This window comes from Streptomyces sp. NPDC002888, from assembly GCF_042888465.1.
Taxonomy (GTDB): domain Bacteria; phylum Actinomycetota; class Actinomycetes; order Streptomycetales; family Streptomycetaceae; genus Streptomyces.
On sequence record NZ_JBIAPU010000009.1, the window covers coordinates 114687 to 135071 of the forward strand.

Annotated in this window: 17 protein-coding genes; 9 read left to right on the forward strand and 8 right to left on the reverse strand. The window is 71.7% G+C overall.

What is annotated here, in order from left to right:
* Positions 1–81 precede the first annotated feature (81 nt).
* On the reverse strand, positions 82–675 hold the full coding sequence (locus ACFYWX_RS16865; RefSeq protein WP_389424787.1) for a hypothetical protein: 594 nt from the start codon (positions 673–675) through the stop codon (positions 82–84).
* Between the two features lie 80 nt (positions 676–755).
* Between ACFYWX_RS16865 and ACFYWX_RS16870 the strand changes: the two genes are divergently transcribed.
* From ACFYWX_RS16870 to ACFYWX_RS16880, 3 genes are read left to right on the forward strand one after another with little or no spacing between them, the layout of a single operon-like run.
* Entirely contained in the window at positions 756–1880 is a 1125-nt protein-coding gene (locus tag ACFYWX_RS16870; protein WP_389424788.1) for an exo-alpha-sialidase, read from the forward strand.
* 37 nt (positions 1881–1917) lie between these two features.
* On the forward strand, positions 1918–2643 hold the full coding sequence (npdG, locus tag ACFYWX_RS16875; RefSeq protein ID WP_389424789.1) for an NADPH-dependent F420 reductase: 726 nt from the start codon (positions 1918–1920) through the stop codon (positions 2641–2643).
* Between the two features lie 4 nt (positions 2644–2647).
* Positions 2648–2905, forward strand: coding sequence for a hypothetical protein (locus ACFYWX_RS16880; RefSeq protein WP_389424790.1), 258 nt, complete (start codon positions 2648–2650; stop codon positions 2903–2905).
* Here the strand turns inward: ACFYWX_RS16880 and ACFYWX_RS16885 are convergent.
* The gene (locus ACFYWX_RS16885) at positions 2895–3695 is read right to left on the reverse strand and encodes a site-2 protease family protein (RefSeq protein ID WP_389424791.1); all 801 of its coding nucleotides are present in this window, start codon (positions 3693–3695) and stop codon (positions 2895–2897) included. The genes ACFYWX_RS16880 and ACFYWX_RS16885 overlap by 11 nt on opposite strands.
* 153 nt (positions 3696–3848) lie before the next feature.
* Here ACFYWX_RS16885 and ACFYWX_RS16890 point away from each other — a divergent pair, with 153 nt between their 5' ends.
* Positions 3849–7226 (forward strand): BTAD domain-containing putative transcriptional regulator, encoded by a 3378-nt coding sequence (locus ACFYWX_RS16890; protein WP_389424792.1) that lies wholly within the window; start codon positions 3849–3851, stop codon positions 7224–7226.
* A 31-nt stretch (positions 7227–7257) separates the two neighbouring features.
* On the opposite strand, the gene ACFYWX_RS16895 is transcribed toward ACFYWX_RS16890, so the two are convergent.
* The 3 genes from ACFYWX_RS16895 to panB form a co-directional block, all read right to left on the reverse strand.
* Positions 7258–8082 (reverse strand): ABC transporter permease, encoded by an 825-nt coding sequence (locus tag ACFYWX_RS16895; RefSeq protein ID WP_389424793.1) that lies wholly within the window; start codon positions 8080–8082, stop codon positions 7258–7260.
* Positions 8079–9098, reverse strand: coding sequence for an ATP-binding cassette domain-containing protein (locus tag ACFYWX_RS16900; protein ID WP_389424794.1), 1020 nt, complete (start codon positions 9096–9098; stop codon positions 8079–8081). The genes ACFYWX_RS16895 and ACFYWX_RS16900 overlap by 4 nt, the downstream gene beginning before the upstream one ends.
* Positions 9099–9261: 163 nt before the next feature.
* The gene (gene panB / locus ACFYWX_RS16905) at positions 9262–10128 is read right to left on the reverse strand and encodes a 3-methyl-2-oxobutanoate hydroxymethyltransferase (RefSeq protein WP_389424795.1); all 867 of its coding nucleotides are present in this window, start codon (positions 10126–10128) and stop codon (positions 9262–9264) included.
* A gap of 220 nt (positions 10129–10348) precedes the next feature.
* Between panB and ACFYWX_RS16910 the strand changes: the two genes are divergently transcribed.
* From ACFYWX_RS16910 to ACFYWX_RS16925, 4 genes are all read left to right on the forward strand, one after another.
* Positions 10349–11938 (forward strand): MFS transporter, encoded by a 1590-nt coding sequence (locus tag ACFYWX_RS16910; protein WP_389424796.1) that lies wholly within the window; start codon positions 10349–10351, stop codon positions 11936–11938.
* 65 nt (positions 11939–12003) lie between these two features.
* On the forward strand, positions 12004–12627 hold the full coding sequence (locus ACFYWX_RS16915; RefSeq protein ID WP_389424797.1) for a TetR/AcrR family transcriptional regulator: 624 nt from the start codon (positions 12004–12006) through the stop codon (positions 12625–12627).
* A gap of 200 nt (positions 12628–12827) precedes the next feature.
* Positions 12828–13877 (forward strand): endonuclease/exonuclease/phosphatase family protein, encoded by a 1050-nt coding sequence (locus ACFYWX_RS16920; protein WP_389424798.1) that lies wholly within the window; start codon positions 12828–12830, stop codon positions 13875–13877.
* 97 nt (positions 13878–13974) lie between these two features.
* Positions 13975–15195, forward strand: a complete 1221-nt coding sequence (locus ACFYWX_RS16925; RefSeq protein ID WP_389424799.1) for an MFS transporter — start codon at positions 13975–13977, stop codon at positions 15193–15195.
* Between the two features lie 202 nt (positions 15196–15397).
* Here ACFYWX_RS16925 and ACFYWX_RS16930 read toward each other — a convergent pair whose 3' ends face one another.
* Positions 15398–16120, reverse strand: a complete 723-nt coding sequence (locus ACFYWX_RS16930) for a bleomycin resistance protein (protein WP_389424800.1) — start codon at positions 16118–16120, stop codon at positions 15398–15400.
* Positions 16121–16187: 67 nt separating this feature from the next.
* Complete coding sequence (locus ACFYWX_RS16935; protein WP_389424801.1) at positions 16188–17942, reverse strand: NAD+ synthase; 1755 nt, start codon at positions 17940–17942, stop codon at positions 16188–16190.
* A gap of 181 nt (positions 17943–18123) precedes the next feature.
* On the opposite strand from ACFYWX_RS16935, the gene ACFYWX_RS16940 reads away from it, so the two are divergent.
* Entirely contained in the window at positions 18124–18276 is a 153-nt protein-coding gene (locus ACFYWX_RS16940; protein ID WP_389424802.1) for a hypothetical protein, read from the forward strand.
* Between the two features lie 88 nt (positions 18277–18364).
* On the opposite strand, the gene ACFYWX_RS16945 is transcribed toward ACFYWX_RS16940, so the two are convergent.
* Positions 18365–20311, reverse strand: coding sequence for a protease pro-enzyme activation domain-containing protein (locus tag ACFYWX_RS16945; RefSeq protein ID WP_389424803.1), 1947 nt, complete (start codon positions 20309–20311; stop codon positions 18365–18367).
* Positions 20312–20385: the final 74 nt, after the last annotated feature.

Genomic DNA, 20385 nt, shown 5'->3' on the forward strand with positions numbered 1-20385 from the left:
GGAGGAGGGGTGACAGGGAGCAACCGCTTTTCGTGAGGGGGGCGAAAACCGGCCGTTGGCCTCTGGTTTCGTACGGGGAAGTCACCAGCGGGCAGGTGGCGGGGCCGTCAGTAGTTCCGCCAACCTGGACAGGCGGTCCTTGAAGCCCCGGGCGGCGGGACGGGCGTTCTCGCCGGCCGCCGCGCTCACCAGGTGCTGGACGGTGTCGAGGTCCAGCTCCGCGCCGTCCGGTACGGTCAGCGCCTCGTGGGCCATGCCCGCCAGTTCCTCCTCACGGGGGCCGAGCGCCAGCACCGTCACCCCGGCGCGACGGGCGTCGTGCACCCGTTCCAACAGGGGAGCGGCGGGCCCCCGCGGGGCCACCACCAGCAGCGTCTCTCCCCGTCGCGCCGCCTCGATCCGCCCGGGCCCGACCGCCAGGTGCGCCGGATCCGAGGGGCGCGCGTCATGTCGTACGAGCGTGGGCGCCAGCTCCGGCGTCCCCGACCACGCGGCCTCGTCCGTCAGATGCGCCGCCAGATGCCACGGCTCGTACTCCGGCGTACCCACGAGCAGCAGCCCGCCCCCGTGGGACACCACGGACCCGCGCAGCACCCCCGCGAACCGCCGTGTGGCCCCCAGCCACTCCGTCCCGGCGAGTACTTCACGCAGCAACGCGACTCGTACGGCGTCCATGCGCCCGCATACTGCCGTAACCGGCCACCGTTGACCCCGCGTTCACTGCGAATTCGCCCGCAGTGGGGAGGGGCCGCCCCATGACCGAGGCACCACCGCCCCAAACCGAGGCGACCACATCCGAGGCATCCACGTCCGCGGCGACCGTCCCCTTCCGGGCGGGCCGCGAGGGCTACGCCAGTTTCCGCATTCCGGCCGTCGTCGCCACCGCGTCCGGCACCCTGCTCGCCTTCTGCGAGGGCAGGGTCGGCTCCCGGAACGACTTCGGGAACATCGACATCGTCCTGAAACGGTCCACCGACGGCGGCCGTACCTGGGGCCCCCTCCAGGTCGCCGCCGAGAACGGCGACGCCCTCGCGGGCAACCCCGCTCCCGTCGTCCTCGACACCGGCCGGATCCTCCTCGTACACGTGCGCAACGCCGCCCTCGCCACCGAGGACGCCATCCGGCGTGGTGCCGTCGGGCCGGCCGACGGCCGCCGCGTGTGGGTGCGGCACAGCGACGACGACGGGCTCACCTGGTCCGCCCCGAGAGAGATCACCCCGCAGGTGAAGCGCGAGGAATGGCGCTGGTACGCCACCACCCCCGGCCACGCCGTCCAGCTGAGCACCGGCCGGATCGTCGTCCCCGCCAACCACTCCCTCCCCCCGACCGGCCGGGACAACGGCACCGAGGGCCGCTACAACGGCGGCCACTGCCTGCTCAGCGACGACCGCGGCGAGACCTGGGGCATCGGCTACGTCGACGACCACACCGACGGCCATGTCAACGCCAACGAGACCACCGCCGCCGAACTCCCCGACGGCCGTGTCTACTTCAACACCCGCAACGACTCCCCCGCGCCCGGCACCCGCGCCGACGCCCACTCGGAGGACGGCGGCCGCACACTCGTCAAACCCTTCCGCCCCCAGGCAGGCCTGACCGCCCCCGTCTGCGAGGCGAGCGTCCTGCAACTCCGCGGCCCCGACCTCCTCCTCTGCTCCGGTCCCGCCGACCCCGGCTTCCGCGCCCTGATGACGATCCGCGTCTCCACCGACGGCGGCACCACCTGGCGCCCGGCGTTCACGGTGGACGGCCTGCCCGCCGCCTACTCCGACCTCGTACGCGTCGACGCGGAAACCGTCGGGCTGCTGTACGAGACCGGCGACTTCGGCGCCTACGAGACGATCACCTTCCGGCGGGTGCCCGTGAGCCGCCTCACCTGAGCGGATGACCGCGCGCGTCCGCACGTAAAGTCGGCCCATGACCTCTACCGACAGTGCACAGCAGCCCACCGGCACCCCGGCGAAGGCCCCCGCCAAGGACCCCTGGGACCTTCCCGACGTCTCCGGGCTGGTCGTCGGCGTGCTCGGCGGGACCGGGCCGCAGGGCAAGGGCCTCGCCTACCGGCTCGCCCGGGCCGGGCAGAAGGTGATCATCGGCTCGCGGGCCGCCGACCGCGCCCAGGCCGCCGCCGAGGAGCTCGGGCACGGCGTCGAGGGCGCCGACAACGCCGAGACCGCGCGCCGCAGCGACATCGTGATCGTCGCCGTGCCCTGGGAGGGCCACGGCAAGACCCTGGAGTCCCTGCGCGAGGAGCTGGCCGGCAAGCTCGTCGTCGACTGCGTCAACCCGCTCGGCTTCGACAAGAAGGGCGCGTACGCGCTGAAGCCGGAGGAGGGCAGCGCCGCCGAGCAGGCCGCCGCCCTGCTGCCGGACTCGCGGGTGACCGCGGCCTTCCACCACCTGTCGGCGGTCCTCCTCCAGGACCCGGAGATCGAGGAGATCGACACCGACGTGATGGTGCTGGGCGAGGAGCGGGCCGACGTGGAGGTCGTGCAGGCGCTGGCCGGCCGCATCCCCGGCATGCGCGGCGTCTTCGCGGGGCGGCTGCGCAACGCCCACCAGGTGGAGTCGCTGGTCGCGAACCTGATCTCCGTGAACCGCCGCTACAAGGCGCACGCCGGGCTGCGGGTCACGGACGTCTGAGGGGATGGGGGACACTGGTGGGCATCAGCAGTGCCCGCAGTGCCCGCAGTGTCCCCCGACAGGAGTCGACCCCATGCCCCGCCTCGCCCTCTACGCCTTCGTCGTCTGCGCCCTCGCCGTGGCCGCGGCGGTCGTGTCCTTCGTCCAGGGCAGCTGGCTGGGCATCGTGTGGGTGATGCTGGCGGGGCTGTCGTCCAACATGTGCTGGTACTACGTGAAGCGGGGCAAGGCCTCCCGGCAGGACGGGCCCGTCACGGGCTGACCGAGCAGAACTCGTTCGTGCCCTGCCAGAAGCGGAACAGCTCCTGACCGCAGTACGTGTCGAGGTCGCTGATCCCGAGGCTCTTCAGGATCGAGTCGACCACGTCGAAGAACGCGGCGTTGACCGACGGCACCCACAGCAGCGCGAACACGAACAGCAGGCCGAACGGCGCGAACGGCTCGACCTGGCGCCGGATGTTGTACGACAGCCAGGGCTCGATCACGCCGTAGCCGTCCAGGCCGGGGACCGGCAGGAAGTTCAGGATCGCCGCGGTGACCTGGAGCAGGGCGAGGAAGCCGAGGGCGAACCGGAAGTCCGTCGGCACCCCGTCCAGCGCGTCCAGCCAGAACGGGGCCGTGCACACGACGGCGAACAGCACGTTCGTCAGCGGGCCGGCCGCCGAGATGAGGCTGTGCCGCCAGCGGCCCCGGATGCGGCCGCGCTCGATGAAGACGGCACCACCGGGCAGACCGATACCGCCCATGATCACGAAGATCACGGGGAGCACGATGCTGAGCAGGGCGTGGGTGTACTTCAGCGGGTTCAGCGTGAGGTAGCCCTTCGCGCCGACCGAGATGTCGCCGCTGTGCAGGGCGGTGCGGGCGTGCGCGTACTCGTGGAGGCAGAGCGAGACGATCCACGCCGACGTCACGAACAGGAACACCGCGACCCCGGGCTGCTCGGCGAACCCGGTCCAGGTGGCCCAGCCCGTGACGGCGGTGACGGCCAGTATCCCGAGGAAGACGGGGCTGATCCGCCGCTCGCTGCGGCGGGTGAGGGCGGTGGTCATGGGGCTCCCTGAGCTCTCGGACACGCGGGGGGACTGCCCGACCGTACCGGGCGTACGGGGAAAACGTCTCATGGTGGGCGGGGGTTCCAGGGCGGGCCCACTGCGCGCCGCACCGTCGAAACCCCGTGACCCGCCCCGATTCCACCGGAGACAATGGACCCCGTGCGCTATCGCATCCTCGGCACCACCCAGGCACTCCGTACCGACGGCACCGCTGTCCCGGTCGGCGGGGCGCGGCTGCGTGCCCTGCTGACCGTGCTGGCACTGCGGGCCGGCCGGACCGTCCCCGCCGGACTCCTGGTCGAGGAGGTGTGGGACGACGACCCGCCCGCCGACGCGCCGGGTGCGCTGCAGGCGCTGGTGGGACGGCTGCGGCGGGCGCTCGGTGCGGGCGCGGTGGCCTCGGTGGACGGCGGCTACCGGCTGGCCGCCGCCCCCGACGACATCGACCTGCACCGTTTCGAGCGGCTGGCCACGGACGGCACCCGCGCGCTGGCCGACGGCGACCCCGCGAAGGCGGCCGTCATCCTCGACGACGCGCTCACCCTGTGGCACGGTCCGGCCCTCACCGACCTGCCCGACCGCACGGCGGAGGCGGCCCGCTGGGAGGCCCGGCGCCTCGACGCGCTCCGCGCCCGTCACACCGCCGCGCTCGCCCTCGGTCAGGCCGAACAGTCCCTCCCCGAACTCACCGCCCTCTGCGACGCCCACCCCCTGGACGAGCCACTCCAGGCCCTCCGCCTGCGCACCCTCCGCGCCGCGGGCCGTGCAGCGGAGGCCCTGGCCGCCTACGAGCACGTACGCCACCTCCTGGCAGACCGCCTCGGCTCCGACCCGGGCCCGGAACTCCGCGCCCTGCACGTGGAGTTGCTGAGTCCTGCCGCAGGGGATGAGCCGGTTCCGGGGGCCGCAGGCGCGCGGGACGCCTGGGAGGCCGAGGGGCACGATGTCGTCGCCGGGTCAGCAGCGGGCAGCCCCGAGGAGCAGCGCGCGGCCTCCCCTGTCCCCTCCGCCCCCACCCCGCCCCCCGGCAACCTCCGCGCCCGGCTCACCTCCTTCGTGGGCCGGGAGGCCGACATCGAGGCCATCCGGGAGGATCTCGCGGGTGCGCGGCTCGTGACGTTGCTCGGGCCCGGCGGGGCCGGGAAGACGCGGCTGTCGCAGGAGGCGGCCGAGACGGTGCGGGACGCGGCGCGGGACGGGGTGTGGCTCGCGGAGCTGGCGCCCGTGGACGACCCGGCCGCCGTGCCGGAGGCCGTACTCACCGCGATCGGCGCCCGCGAGACGGTGCTGCACGGCGCCGGCGCCGAGGGCATGCGCGCCGCCGCACCCGACCGCTACGACGACCCGGTGGAACGCCTCGTCGAGCACTGCGGCAGGCGGCGCATGCTGATCGTCCTCGACAACTGCGAGCACGTGGTCGACGCCGCCGCACGGCTCGTGGACGAACTCCTCGCCCGCTGCCCGGAGCTCACGGTGCTGGCCACCAGCCGTGAACCCCTCGGCGTACCGGGCGAGTTGCTGCGCCCCGTGGAGCCGCTGCCCGAGCCGGTGGCGCTGCGGCTGCTAGCCGAGCGCGGGGCCGCCGCCCAGCCCGGGTTCCGTATCGCCGACGACCCCGACGCGTGCGCCGAGATCTGCCGGCGCCTCGACGGCCTGCCGCTCGCCATCGAGCTCGCGGCCGCCCGGGTACGGATGTTGACGCCTCGCCAGATAGCCGACCGGCTCGACGACCGCTTCCGGCTCCTCACCTCCGGCAGCCGCACCGTCCTGCCCCGCCAGCAGACCCTGCGCGCGGTCGTCGACTGGTCCTGGGACCTGCTCGACGAGGACGAACGGGAGGTCCTGCGCCGCCTGTCGGTCTTCGCGGGCGGCTGCGACCTCGCCGCCGCCGAGGCGGTCTGCGGGCCGGTCGCGTTCGACGCGCTCGGCTCCCTCGTCGACAAGTCCCTCGTCGTGGCCGCTCCTTCGGCCGACGGCACCATGCGCTACCGGCTCCTGGAAACCGTCGCCGAGTACGCCGGGGAGCGGCTCGGCGAAGGCGCGCAGCGCACCGCGGCCGAGCGCACGCACCTGACGTACTACCGCGAACTCGCCCGTACCACCGACCCGTTGCTGCGCGGCCCCCACCAGCTCGCCGCCATCGCACGCTTCGAGCTCGAGTACGAGAACCTGCGCACCGCGCTGCGCCGCGCCGTCGCCGCACGCGACGAGCAGGAGGGCATCTGCCTCGTCCTCTCGCTCGCCTGGTACTGGCAGATGCGTGACCTGCGCATCGAGGCCCGCGCCTGGTGCAACGAGGTCATGGCGCTCGGGCCCGACCCGTTCGCGGCCCCGGCACGGCCCGCCGCCCCCGTCCTGCAGCGCTGCACGGACATCCCGCCCCCGCTGACCGGTGAGCTGCTCCAGGAGGCCCGGCGCGGCCTGCACCTCGCCCATCTCGCCGGTATGGACACCGAGTTGGAGGCCTGGCAGACCCCCGAGGCACAGACCAAGCTGCGTGTCATCGCCGAGGTCTACGAGCCCGGGCTGCCACAGACCTGCCGCGCCCCGGGCATGCTGTGGTTCTTCGCCGTGATGCTGACCGGCGACATGGACCGGCTGCGCACGGTCATCGACGCCAACGTCCGCACCTGCCGTGAGACGCCCGGGTTCGAGTGGGAGCTCGCCGGCTGTCTGCAGATGCGCGCCAACCTGCTGGCCAACCGCACCGACTGGGCGGGCGACGCGGCCCGCGACGCCGAGGAGTCGCTGGAGATCTTCCGCCGCCTCGGGGACGCCTGGGGCCTTACCGAGGCCCTCTCCGCGCGCGGAGAGGCCCGTGAGCGACAGGGGGACTACCAGGCGGCCGCCGCCGACTACGAGTCGGCCATCGCCGAGGCCGAACGGCTCGGTGCCCGCGCTCAGGTGGCGGTGCTCAAGGCCCGCCTCGGCAGCGTGCTGCTGGAGGCCGGGGAGGCCGAGCGGGGCGAGCGCATCCTGCGCGAGGTGATCGCCGAGAAGCAGCACACGGCCAACGAGTCGATGCCCGCCGCCCGGCTCTTCCTGGCCGGCCGGCTCGGCATGACCGACCGTACGGCCGAGGCGCGCGAGCAGCTCCGGCTGCTGCGTGAGGAGTTCGGCATCGCTCACTTCTTCGTCTTCGACGCCCTGATCCTGGGCGCGGAGGCCTGGCTGGACGCGGCCGACGGGCGATACGAGGAGTGCCTGGCCCTCGTCCGCCGCGCCCTGGAGCGGGCCGACGACGTGCTGTCCAAGACCATCGCCCCGCACATGCCCTCCGCGTACCTGACCATCGCCGCGGTCGCCCTGGCCGAGGTCGACGGCGGCAGCCGTGCCACCGCCGCCGCCCGCTGCCTCGGTGCCGCCGACGTCCTGCTGCTGCCCGGGCACATCCCTTCCCGCCTGGAAAACGAGGTGCGCGCCCGTGCCGAAGGGCCGGCCCGGGCCGTGCTCGGCGACGCCGCGTACGAGGCCGCGTACGCCGAGGGCGGCGGCCTCTCCTTGGAGGAGGCCGCCGCCCTGGTGTGACCGGCAGGCGGGGAGGACTCGCGCCCGCCGGTCAGTTCTTGGTCCGGAACTTGTGGATCGCGACCGGTGCCATCACCGCCGTGATCGCCACCGACCAGCCCAGCGTGATCCAGAGGTCGTGCGCGACCGGGCCGCCGATCATCAGTCCGCGGGACGCGTCCGCGAGCGTGGACAGCGGGTTGTAGTCGGTGAACGCCTGCAGCCAGCCCGGCATCGACGTCGTCGGCGCGAAGATCGAGGAGCCGAACTGCAGCGGGAACAGCACCAGGAAGCCCATCGCCTGCACGGACTGCGCGCTCTTCATGATCACGCCCAGGGTGAGGAACACCCACATGATCGACGAGGCGAACGCCGTGGACAGGGCCACGGTCGCGAACAGGCCGGGCCAGTTGGTGATGTCGAAACCGACCGCCACGGCGACGATCATCAGCACGGTGGTCGCGAACAGCATCCGCAGCAGCTCCACCGAGATCTTCGCGAAGAGCACCGAGCCGCGGCCGATCGGCAGGGACCGGAAGCGGTCCATGACACCGGAGTTGAAGTCCTGGCTGAAGCCGGTGCCGACGCCCTGCGACAGCGTCATGCTCATCATCGCGATCATGCCGGGAATGACGTACTGGATGTACTGGTCCTGTCCGCCGCCCAGCGCCTGCCCGATCGAGCCGCCGAAGACGAACACGAACAGCAGGGTGAAGATGATGGGCATCAGCAGCGCGTCGGCCATCGACTCCGGGTCCTGCCGGATCCACAGCAGGTTGCGGCGGATCAGGGCGCCGGTGTGGCGCAGATGGCCGCGCAGCGGGATACGGGCGTCGGTGGCCGCTGTGGCGGTGGCGGTGACGGTTGTGGCGGTCATGCGGCGACCTCTTCGCGGGTGTCGGCGGGCGTGTTGTCCTGCGGGGCACTGGCGCGGTGGCCGGTGAGGGACAGGAACACCTCGTCCAGGCTGGGCAGTTCGGTGGTGATGGAGGAGAGCGTGATGCCGCGCGCGGTGACCGTGCCGACCACGGCGGTCAGCTGCTCGTCGCTGAGGATCGGCACCAGGACGGCACCGCGTTCGGCGTCCACGGTCGTGGTGGCGAGCCCGGTGATGCCCAGCTCGTCCAGCGCGGTGGCGAGAGGCCGCAGATGCCCCGGATCGGCCGGGTGGACCCGCAGGGTGCGTCCGCCGACCTTCGCCTTCAACTCCTCGATCGCGCCGTTCGCGATGACCTTGCCGCGGTCCACGACGGTCAGCTCGGAGGCGAGCTGCTCGGCCTCCTCCATGTACTGGGTGGTGAGCAGGACGGTGACTCCGTCGCCGACCATCCGCTTGACCTCGTCCCACACCTCATTGCGGGTACGGGGGTCCAGGCCGGTGGTGGGCTCGTCCAGGAAGAGGACGGACGGACGCCCGATCATCGACGCGGCGAGGTCGAGCCGCCGCCGCATACCGCCGGAGTACGTGCTGGCCGGCCGCTTGGCCGCGTCGGTGAGCGAGAACCGCTCCAGCAGCTCGTCGGCGCGGGCCCGGGCGTCCTTGCGGGGCAGGTCGAGCAGCCGGCCGATCATGTAGAGGTTCTCCCAGCCCGGGAGCTTCTCGTCGACGGAGGCGTACTGCCCCGTCAGCCCGATCACCCGGCGCAGCTGCCGGGGCTGCCCCACGACGTCGTAGCCGGCGACGGTCGCCTGCCCGGCGTCGGGGGAGAGCAGGGTGGAGAGGATGCGGACGAGCGTCGTCTTGCCGGCCCCGTTGGGGCCGAGCACCCCCATCACGGTGCCCTCCCGCACGTCCAGATCCACGCCGTCCAGCGCCTTGGTCTCGCCGTAGTGCTTGACCATCCCTCGCACGGTGACGGCCATTCCGCGGAGTTCGTTGTCGATTCGCTTCATGTGAAGGACGGTGTCAGCCGCCACCGACAAACCACCTACAGCTCACCGACAGAAGGCCGTCGGCACCGACAGGACCCCGACGACCACCGCGACCGTCAAGCAGAAAACAGCAGCCCCGCCGACTGGGGGAAGGTCGGCGGGGCTGCCTCGGTGCGGAGTTGGCTCAGTGGACGGAGTGCTCCTCCTGCGGGAACGTTCCGCCGACGACGTCGTCCGCGAAGGCCTTGACCGCGTTGCCCATGACCTCGCGCAGGTCGGCGTACTTCTTGACGAACTTCGGCACCCGGCCCCCGGTCAGACCGAGCATGTCGGTCCACACGAGGACCTGCGCGTCCGTCTCGGGGCCCGCGCCGATGCCGACGGTCGGGATGTGCAGCACGCGGGTCACCTCGGCGGCCAGCTCGGCCGGAACCAGCTCGAGGACCACCGCGAAGGCGCCGGCGTCCTGCACGGCCTTCGCGTCGCGCAGCAGCTGCTGGGCCGCCTCCTCGCCGCGACCCTGGACGCGGTAGCCCATCGCGTTGACGGACTGCGGGGTGAGGCCGATGTGTGCCATGACCGGGATGCCGGACTCCACAAGGAGCTCGATCTGCCGGTGCGAGCGCTCGCCGCCCTCCAGCTTGACCGCGCCGACGCCGGCCTCCTTCACCAGGCGCGTCGCGGAGCGCAGCGCCTGCACGGGGCCCTCCTGGTAGGAGCCGAAGGGCAGGTCGCCGACGATCAGGGCGCGGCTGGTGCCCCGTACGACCGCGGCGGACAGCATGGTCATCTCGTCGAGCGTGACGGGCACCGTGGACTCGTACCCGAGGTGACAGTTGCCCGCCGAGTCGCCCACGAGCATGACCGGGATGCCGGCCTCGTCGAAGACGGACGCGGTCATCGCGTCGTACGCGGTGAGCATGGGCCACTTCTCGCCGCGTTCCTTGGCGGCGGTGATGTCGCGGACGGTGATGCGGCGAGTGCCCTTCCCCCCGTACAGCGCTTTGCTGCCGTCGGAGGGCTTGTGCTGGGCAGCCGAAAGCTGCGTCATTGCAACGGCTCCTTACGTCATCTCGAGGCGCCCTGACGGCGTCCCCGGACCGTCTCCATGGTGGCACCTCGTGCCATCGACGGCTAGGGCGCCCCCTGTGAGTTCTGCCCCTGTGAGTTCCGTCCTCGGGGCTTCCCCGGGCGGCGGTCCGCGTACGGGCTGGGTAAAGTAATTCCAATACGAGACGGTCTCGTATCGAAATTCGCCTAGTCTGGACCGCATGACTACTCCTGCCACCCCCGCCCCCCGGATACCGGACGTCGTGCACCGGCGCCGCTGGGCGATTCTCGGCGTGCTGATGCTGAGCCTGCTGATCGTGGTGCTGGACAACTCGATCCTGAACGTCGCCATCAAGACGATCTCCACCCCCGCCCCGACCGGCCTGGGCGCCACCCAGAGCGAGCTGGAGTGGGCGATCAACTCCTACACCCTGGTCTTCGCCGGCCTGCTGTTCACCGCCGGCCTCCTCGGCGACCGCGTGGGCCGCAAGAGGGTCCTGCTCGGCGGCCTCGCCGTGTTCGGCATCGGCTCCGCGCTGGCGGCCGAGTCCGGCTCACCCGGACAGCTCATCGCCTTCCGCGCGCTCATGGCCCTCGGCGCCGCCTTCGTCATGCCCGCGACCCTCGCCGTGCTGATGAACGTCTTCGAGCGCGAGGAGCAGCCCAAGGCGATCGGCATCTGGGCGGGCGGCGTCGGCCTCGCCATCGCGATAGGGCCGATCACCGGCGGTCTGCTCCTCGACCACTTCTGGTGGGGCTCCGTCTTCCTCATCAACGTGCCGATCGTGATCCTCGCCATCGCGCTGATGATGTGGCTGGTGCCCGACTCCCGCGACCCGAAGCCGGGCCGCGTCGACCCCGTCGGCGTCGTCCTGTCCGTCGTCGGCCTGGTCCTGCTGGTCTACGGCATCATCAAGGGCGGTGAGCTGGCGGACTTCACGGACCCGACCGTGCTGTCGACCATCGTCGCCGGACTCGTGATCCTCACCGCCTTCATCGTGTTCGAGCAGCGCAGCGACCACCCGTCCCTCGATGTCACGTACTTCAAGAACAAGGTCTTCTCGGCCGCGATGGCCGCCATCGCGCTGGTCTTCTTCGCGCTGATGGGCGTGACCTTCTTCTCGGTCTTCTACACCCAGAGCGTACGCGGCTACTCGGCGCTGCAGTCCGGGCTGCTGATGCTGCCGCTGGCCGCCGCACAGATGATCTTCGCGCCGCGCGCCCGGCTCGTCGTCGACCGCTTCGGCAACAAGGCCACCACGACCGGCGGCCTGCTCCTCATCGCCGCGACGCTCGCCGCGTTCGCCACGTTCGAGGCGGACACCCCGATCTGGATCCTGGAGGTCGTCTTCTTCCTCATGGGCGCGGGCATGGCCCACATCATGACCCCGACCAGCGTCGTCATCATGCAGGCGCTGCCCCGTGAGAAGGCCGGCTCCGCCTCCGCGCTCAGCAACACCTTCCGCCAGCTCGGCGGCGCCCTCGGCATCGCCGTCCTCGGCTCGGTGCTGTCCACGGCGTACCGCTCGGGCGTCGAGGACAAGCTCGGCGCGCTGCCGGCGGGCCTGCGGGAGACGGCGGGTGAGTCCATCGAGGCCACCCTCGGTGTCGCCGCGAAGCTCGGACCGCAGGGCCGCGCCCTGATCGACCCCGCCAACGACGCCTTCCTGCACGCGATGCACGTCACCGCGCTGGGCGGCGTGGCGGTGGCGCTCGTCGGAGCGGTCGTGGTCGCGCTGTTCCTGCCGGGCAAGCCGACGGCGCCTCAGAAGGGCGAGGAGGAGGCCCGGTTGGTGACCGCGCCGGAGTAGCCGGGACCGACCGCACAGGGCCCCCGTAGGACAATGTGCCTTGTCGACCGAAGGGACGGACCGAAGTGAGCCTTGCCGGCAGCCAAGCCTCTCCTGGCACCTCGGGGCGCGGCCGACCCCGCAGTGAGGCCGTCGAACGGTCCATAGTCGAGGGCGTCATGAAGCTGCTGGAGGAAGGCGTTCCGCTCGCCGAGCTCTCCATCGAGCGCATCGCCCGCACCGCCGGGGTCGGCAAGGCCACCATCTACCGCCGTTGGAGCGGCAAGGAGGAACTCTTCGTCGACGTCGTGCGCAGCGCCGAGCCCCCCGACCCCGAACTGCCCGGCACCTCCCTGCGCGACGACCTCGTCGCGATCCTGGAACAGCTGCGCCAGCGCGGGCTGATGACCCGCTCCTCGGCGCTCCTGCACAGCGTGTACGCCCAGATGAAGAGCAGCCCGAAGATCTGGGCCGCGTACCACTCGACCGTCGTCGAGCGGCGGCGCAGGATGCAGATCGACGTCCTGCGCCGCGGACAGCGCAACGGTGAACTCCGCGCGGACGTCGACATCGAACTGCTGAACGACCTCCTCGTCGGGCCGATGCTCCTGCGGACCGTCATGCGCCCCGAGGCCGCCCTGCCGGAGGGCCTCCCGGAGCAGATCGTCGACGCGCTCCTCGAAGGGCTACGCCCCGTCAGTTCCCGCTGACCTCAACCTCGACCGGCCGTCTCAATGTGCGTGTTTCGTCACAGACGGCGCCTCGTCGGGCTCGTTCGGAACCCCGAACACCGACTCGTTCGTCCTCGTCTTCCGTACGGCCGTCATGGGACGGCGGGAACGGAGCCGATCATCCCCTAGGGTCGTAGGTACGGGGGAGACGGTGTGCAGGCGGGTAGTGAGGCGACGGTATGGCGCAACAGGCGTACGTGACGGAGACGGACGACGGCGGCTCGGGTGACGAGCGCCAAGGACCCCGGCTCCGGCGCCTGACTGACCGCCTGATCGCAGACTGGCGGGGTGACCGGCGCGTCTGGCGCCGGGGGATCGTGGTGGCCGCGTTCGCGGTGCTCCTCGCCCTGGTGATGGGGCTGCACTCGCGTATCCCGAACCGCTTCGGCAACCTCGGCAGCCTCACGGAGACGTTCCTGCCCTGGCTCGGGATCTTCGTCCCGGTGCTGCTCCTGCTCGCGCTGGTCCGCAAGTCCGCGACCGCGCTGATCGCGGTGGTGCTGCCGGCGATCGTGTGGCTGAACCTCTTCGGCGGGCTGCTCACCGACAAGACGGCCGCCGGCGGCGACCTCACGGTGGCCACGCACAACGTCAACGCCGACAACGCCGACCCGTCCGGCACCGCCCGTGACGTCGCCGCGTCCGGCGCCGACGTGCTGGCCCTGGAGGAGCTGACGGCCTCGGCGGTCCCGGTGTACGAGAAGGCGCTGGCGTCGACGTACAAGTACCACTCGGTGCAGGGCACCGTCGGCCTGTGGAGCAAGTACCCGCTGACCGGGGTCGAGCCGGTCGACATCAAGCTGGGCTGGACCCGCGCCATGCGGGCCACGGTGACGGCGCCGGCCGGGCAGGTCGCGGTGTACGTCGCCCATCTGCCGTCGGTCCGCGTGAAGATGGAGGCCGGGTTCACCGCCCGCCAGCGCGACAAGAGCGCCGACGCGCTCGGCGAGGCCATCGCCGAAGAGCCGCTGAAGAAGGTCGTCCTGCTCGGCGACCTCAACGGCACCATGAACGACCGCGCCCTGAACGCCGTCACCGCCCAGATGCGCTCCACGCAGGGCGCGGCGGGCAGCGGCTTCGGCTTCAGCTGGCCGGCGTCGTTCCCGCTGGCGCGCATCGACCAGATCCTGGTCAAGGGTGTGGAACCGGAGACCTCGTGGACGCTGCCGGAGACGGGAAGCGACCATCTGCCGGTCGCGGCGCGTGTGAAGGTCGACACATCGTCCTGACGCCACCTGCCGGAATAGCGGGCCGGAGTGAGTTTGTTCCGTACTTGAACATAAGCTGTACGGAACCCGCTCTCTTCAGAAAGGCACAGGCTTCTCCATGCCCTTGGCCCTGCTCGCCCTGGCCGTGGGTGCTTTCGGCATAGGCACCACCGAGTTCGTGATGATGGGCTTGCTGCCCGAAGTCGCGGACGACCTGCACATCTCGATTCCCACCGCCGGTCACCTGGTCTCGGCGTACGCGCTCGGTGTCGTCATCGGCGCCCCGCTGCTCGCCGCGGTGACCGCGCGGATGTCCCGCCGCACGGTCCTGATCGGCCTGATGGCCCTCTTCATAGCCGGCAACGCGCTCTCCGCGTTCGCTCCCGACAACGGCTGGCTGCTGGCGGCCCGCTTCCTGAGCGGACTGCCGCACGGTGCCTTCTTCGGCGTCGGCGCGGTCGTCGCGACGACCATGGTCGCGCCCGAGCGCAAGGCCCGCTCCGTCTCCCTGATGTTCCTGGGCCTCACCGTCGCCAACGTCGCCGGCGTCCCCGTCGCCACCCTCATGGGGCAGCACCTCGGCTGGAGGGCGACGTTCCTCGGCGTCAGCGCGATCGGCCTGGCGGCGATCGCCGCGCTCGCGCTGCTGATCCCGCGCGACCACTCCCACGCCGCCCCGGCCGCCGGACTGCGCGGCGAACTGGCCGCGCTGCGGTCCCTGCCGGTGTGGCTGGCGCTCGGTACGACGGTCGCGGGCTTCGGCGCGCTCTTCGCCGCCTACAGCTACATCACACCGATGCTGACGGACTCCGCCGGGTACGCCGACTCCAGCGTGACCCTGCTCCTCGCCCTGTTCGGCGTCGGTGCCACCGCCGGCAACCTGCTCGGCGGGCGGCTCGCGGACCACTCCCTGCGCGGCACGCTGCTCGGCGGCCTGGTGTCCCTGGTCGCGGTCCTGGCCCTGTTCCCGCTGCTCATGGCCACGACGTGGAGCGCGGCCCTGGCAGTGATCCTGCTCGGCACGGCCGCGTTCGTCACCGGCTCCCCGCTCCAGCTCATGGTCATGGAGAAGGCGTCGGCGGCCCCGTCCCTGGCGTCCTCCGCGAACCAGGCCGCCTTCAACCTGGCCAACGCCGGCGGCGCCTGGATCGGCGGCCTGGCCCTGTCCGCCGGCTTCGGCACGACGTCCCCGGCGGTCGCCGGAGCGGGCCTCGCGGTCCTGGGCCTGGCGGTGGCCGGCGCGGCGTACGCGGTGGACCGGCGCAGGGCGCCCGCCGCCGGCCGGGAGAGGGTTGTCGCGACCCACGTACCGCAGGAGTCGGAGGCACTGCACCACTGAGGCGCCGGCCTCGGCGCCCCTGAGGCTCGGCCCGGACGCCGCGCCGTTGAAGCTGCGGGCAGGGGCGGCGGGTGATCGCACCCGCCGCCCCTGCCCGTCGGCGTATACGCGGACACCCCGCCCGAGCGGGTCACGGAGACCCACCTGCCCGGAGCCGCCTCCCTGGTGGGACACGTGCCCGGCGAGGCGGGACGCTGCCGTGCTACCGACGGAGGTCTTGGCCGCTGATCCGCAGATCCTCCAGGCGCAGAAGGGCGTCCCGGGCCAAGTCCCGCTCCGCGGAGGTGAGGCGGACCGCTGCGGCCCGGCTGAGTACGGACGCCACGGTCTCCTCGTCACCGAGGCGTTCGGCGACATCCGCACGCAGCGCGAGGAGCTGGAGCAGCTGCACGCCCCTCGCCCTCTCGTCCCCGAGGCCCAACACGCGGTCGATGACCTTGGCGGCGCCCGCCGGGTCCTCTTTCGAGTCCGCGAGGAGGGACGCGTGGTGCAGGGCCTTCGCGAACGTCCCGTCGGGCGCGGGCCGATGACGCGGGTCCTCGCTCGTGCTCTGCCCCACGCGGACGCAGTTGCCGCCCGGATCGGTCATGAGGAACTGCCGTACGCCGTAGGACATGTCCTTCAGCGGCCCCACCCGCGGCAGCCCTCGGGTCGGGATCCGTCCGTACGCCGCCTTGAGCCCGGCCCGAAACGCCTCGTACAGCCCGTCGACATCGTCGGTCGTGACGTAGCACGTGCTGAACGACTCCGCCGGCTCGTACTGCTTCATCCCGAAGAACTGCAGCTCGATGCCGCCGCGTTCCACGACTGCGAAGGGGTTGGGACTCCGCTGCTGGAAGGTCACCTCGAATCCGAGGGCGGTGTAGAAGTCGAGCACGGGCTGGAGGGTCCGGCACGGCAGGATCGGAATGGTCTTCTCACCCATGCGCCCACCCTAGTCAACTTTGACTAGGGTGGGCGCAGAGGGGTGACGCTTGGCCGGTTCCCGTCGGTTACACCGACTCCCGCCAGCCGTTGGTGATCGGCAGCCTGCGGTCCTTGCCGAAGCCCTTCGCCGAGATCTTCGTGCCCGGCGGGTACTGGCGGCGCTTGTACTCGGCCGTGTCGACCATGCGGAGGGTCTTGGCGACGAGGGCCGGATCGAAGCCGGCCGCGACGATGACGTCGGCGCCCTGGTCGCGGTCCACGTACAGGTCGAGGATCGCGTCGAGGACGGGATAGTCCGGCAGGGAGTCCGTGTCGACCTGGCCCGGGCGCAGCTCCGCGCTCGGGGGCTTGGTGATCGAGTTCTCGGGGATCGGCGGGGTCTGGCCCCGCTCCGCCGCCGCGCGGTTGCGCCACTGGGCCAGGCGGAAGATCGACGACTTGTACACGTCCTTGATGGGGCCGTACGCGCCCACCGAGTCGCCGTACAGCGTCGAGTAGCCCACCGCGAGCTCCGACTTGTTGCCGGGGGCCAGGACGATGTGGCCCTCCTGGTTCGAGATCGCCATCAGCATCGTGCCGCGCAGACGCGACTGGAGGTTCTCCTCCGCCAGACCGGTCAGGCCCAGCGAGCCCATGTACGCGTCGAACATCGGCTCGATCGGGACGGTGCGGAAGTTCAGGCCCGTGCGCCGTGCCAGCTCCGCCGCGTCGCCCTTCGAGTGGTCCGAGGAGTACTTCGACGGCATGGACACGCCGTACACGTTCTGCGGGCCCACCGCGTCGCACGCGATCGCCGCGACGAGGGCCGAGTCGATGCCGCCCGAGAGGCCGATGAGGACGGACTTGAAGCCGTTCTTGGTGACGTACGCCCGCAGGCCCACGACCAGCGCCGAGTACACCTCCTCGTCGTCGTCCAGCCGGTCCGCGTAGGCACCGGTGTGCTCCGGCTCGTACGCGGGCAGCGGGTCCTCGGAGAGGATCACCCGGTCGATGCGCAGGCCGTCGTCCACCACGCCCTGAGGCGGGTTCGCGGACGCCGCCGGCAGGTCCAGGTCCAGGACCACACAGCCCTCGTCGAACTGCGGCGCCCGCGCGACGACTTCGCCGTGCCGGTCGACCACGATGGAGTCGCCGTCGAAGACCAGCTCGTCCTGGCCGCCCATCATGGCGAGGTAGGCGGTGGTGCAGCCCGCCTCCTGGGCGCGCTTGCGCACCAGCTCCAGGCGGGTGTCGTCCTTGTCACGCTCGTAGGGGGAGGCGTTGATCGACAGCAGCAGGCCGGCCCCGGCGGAGCGGGCGGCCGGGACGCGGCCGCCGTCCTGCCAGAGGTCCTCGCAGATCGCGAGGGCCACGTCGACGCCGTGCACGCGCACCACCGGCATGGTGTCGCCGGGCACGAAGTAGCGGAACTCGTCGAAGACGCCGTAGTTCGGCAGGTGGTGCTTGGCATAGGCGAGGACCACCTCGCCGCGGTACAGCACCGCCCCCGCGTTCTGCGGAGCGCCGGCCGGCTGGCCGAACTTCGGCTGGGCCGTGTCGGAACGGTCGAGGTAGCCCACGACCACCGGGAGCTCGCCGAAGCCCTCCTCGGCGAGACGGGCGGCGAGGGTGCGCAGGCCCGCGCGGGAGGCCTCGACGAACGAGGAGCGCAGGGCCAGGTCCTCGACGGGATACCCGGTCAGCACCATCTCCGGGAACGCCACGAGATGCGCTCCCTGCTCGGCGGAGTGCCGGGTCCAGCGGAGGATCGACTCGGTGTTCCGGGCGAGGTCGCCGACACGCGAGTCGATCTGGTTCAGAGCGAGGCGAAGTTGAGGCACGGGCCCAGTCTAGACACCAGTAATCGTCAAAGCGACACAATGGGGGTGTGGCCCAGCCCACGTGGCCGTGCCGCGGTCGTGGGGAGGCCGCCGCCGGGAGGATGTGACCTGCGGCACTGCCAGGACGAGTGGTCTGCGGTGACTATGGGCGCGCGTATCCGGACAAGGAAAGCGACGCCTCATGGGTGAGCACGTGCACGTCCCGTTCAGCGAGTTTCTGGGCGTATCGGAGGACGGGGAGCTGGTCGAGCGGTCCCGCTGCCGCTGCGGGGTCGCGTCGACCAGGACGTACCGCGTGGAGGACGGAGAGCCGGACGACTCGTCCTCGTCCTGATCGCCCCGTCGGCGCGGTGCGGCGGCACAGGAGGGCGCCCGCCCCTCGGGGAGGAGCGGGCGCCGGTGGCCGGGCCGCCGAGCAGGTGTCAGCGGCGCCGGTAGGACTCCACGTAACCGCCCGTGGGCGTGCCCACGCCGGTGACGTCGTCGTAGCCCTTGACCGCCTTCAGCGAGCTGTCCTTGCCGAGGCTGCGCACCGAGGTGAGCAGACCGTCGGAGGCGTCGACGCTGTTGGCGAAGTCGACGCGGGCCACCGCGAGGCCGGAGCCGGTCGGGTTGTCCGTGACGTCGTGGTAGACCTTCGAGCCGTACTTGGCGTAGATCGACGGGTTGGCGAACCCGATCGCCTTGCCGCCCCGCGCCTGCTGGGCGAGGGCCTGCACGGCCGCGATGACCGGAGAGGCCAGCGAGGTGCCGCCGATGCGGTACTCGCTGTACTGCTCCGAGCCGTCCGGGAAGGTCTGCGTCTGGCCGACCAGGAAGCCGGTGTTCGGGTCGGCGATCGCCGCGATGTCCGGGACCACGCGGTTGCCGGCGGCGCTGTTGGCCTTGGCGAGCGCGTCCGGCACGACGCCCTTCTGGTACGCGGGCTCGGCGACCGTCTTACTGGTGCCGCCGCCCGCGCCCGAGGTGAACGCGCCGGGGAAGCTCGTCCAGCTCTTGCCGTCGGCCGACAGCGCGGCCTTCTCGGTGCCCCAGCCGGTCTCCCACAGGTACTTGTCGCCCTTGCCGACCGCCAGCGAGGTGCCGCCGACCGCCGTCACCCACGCCGAGTTGGCCGGGGTGTCGACCTGCTTCGTGCCGGTGTTGGCGACCTCGTCGCCGTTGTCACCGGAGGAGAAGTAGAAGCCGATGCCCTCGACCGCGCCGAACTGGAAGACCTGGTCGTAGGCGGCCGCGAGGTCCGGCGTCTGGTTGGCCTCGATGTCGCCCCACGAGTTGGAGACGATGTCCGCCAGATGGCCGTCGACGATCTTGCCGAGCGAGTCGAGCAGGTCGTCGTCCATGCAGGACGCGGCGCCGACGTAGGTGATCTGCGCGGCGGGCGCGACCGCGTGCACGGCCTCGACGTCGAGGGTCTCCTCGCCGTACCAGCCGGAGGCGTCGCACTCCTCGGGCTTGGTGTGCGTGTAGTTCTTGGGCAGGACCTGGCGCAGCTGGCCGCTGGTGTAGGCCGCGTCGCCGTGCTTCTTCGCGTAGGTGGCCGCGTCGAAGGCGATGGTCGGCGAGGCGTACGCGTCGGTGATGGCGACCCGCACCCCCTTGCCCGTGTACGTGCCCGCGCCGTACGCGGACCGCAGCTGCTTGCCCGTGTAGCCCTTGACCGCGTACGGGATCTTCGTGCCGTACGCGTCCGGCAGCGTGGTCGCGGTGTTCGAGCCGTAGTACGAGGAGAACGGCCCGGCGTTCTTGAACGCCGCCCCCGGACCGGGCAGTTGGTCGTCGTGGGACGCCTTGTGCGGCGCGTTGTCCAGACCGGTCACGGTCAGGACGGCGCCGTTCAGGCTCTCCGGCGCGGAGGCCGTCTTGGACGGCGCGCGGTAGGTCTTCGAGCCCTTGGTGAAGTTGTGCAGCTGCGTGCCGAACGCCTTCTCCGCGGCGGCCACGTCACCGGTGACGGAGACGTAGTGCCGCGTGACGCCGGTGACCTTGAGGCCGGCCGACGTCAGCCAGGACTTCACGGCCGCCACCTGAGCCTTGGTCGCGCCGAAGCGGGCCTGCGCCTGCTTGGCACTCAGGTACTTGCCGTACACGGGCGAGGACGGGTCGGAGGCCGCCTTGGCGTAGGCGGCGAGGCCGGCCGCGTCCCGTCCGGCGAGGTACACGCGGGCGGAGACCTGGGCGCCGTCGGACGTCGCGCCCTGGTCCGCCTTGGCCGTGGCCCACGCGGGCTTGGTCCCGGCCAGCGTGTCACGGGCCGGGGCGTCCGCGGCGTGCGCCGCGGGTATGCCTAGCGCCAGCGCGCCCGCGAGCATCGGCAGTGTCGCTGCCAGGCTCACTCCGGCGCGCACCTTGGCGCGGTTGGATCTCATGGAACCCCCTGTGCGGTTCTGTTCGCGAGTGGATCACTCGACGGTCGCCACTCTCGCGATGAACCGTTCATGCC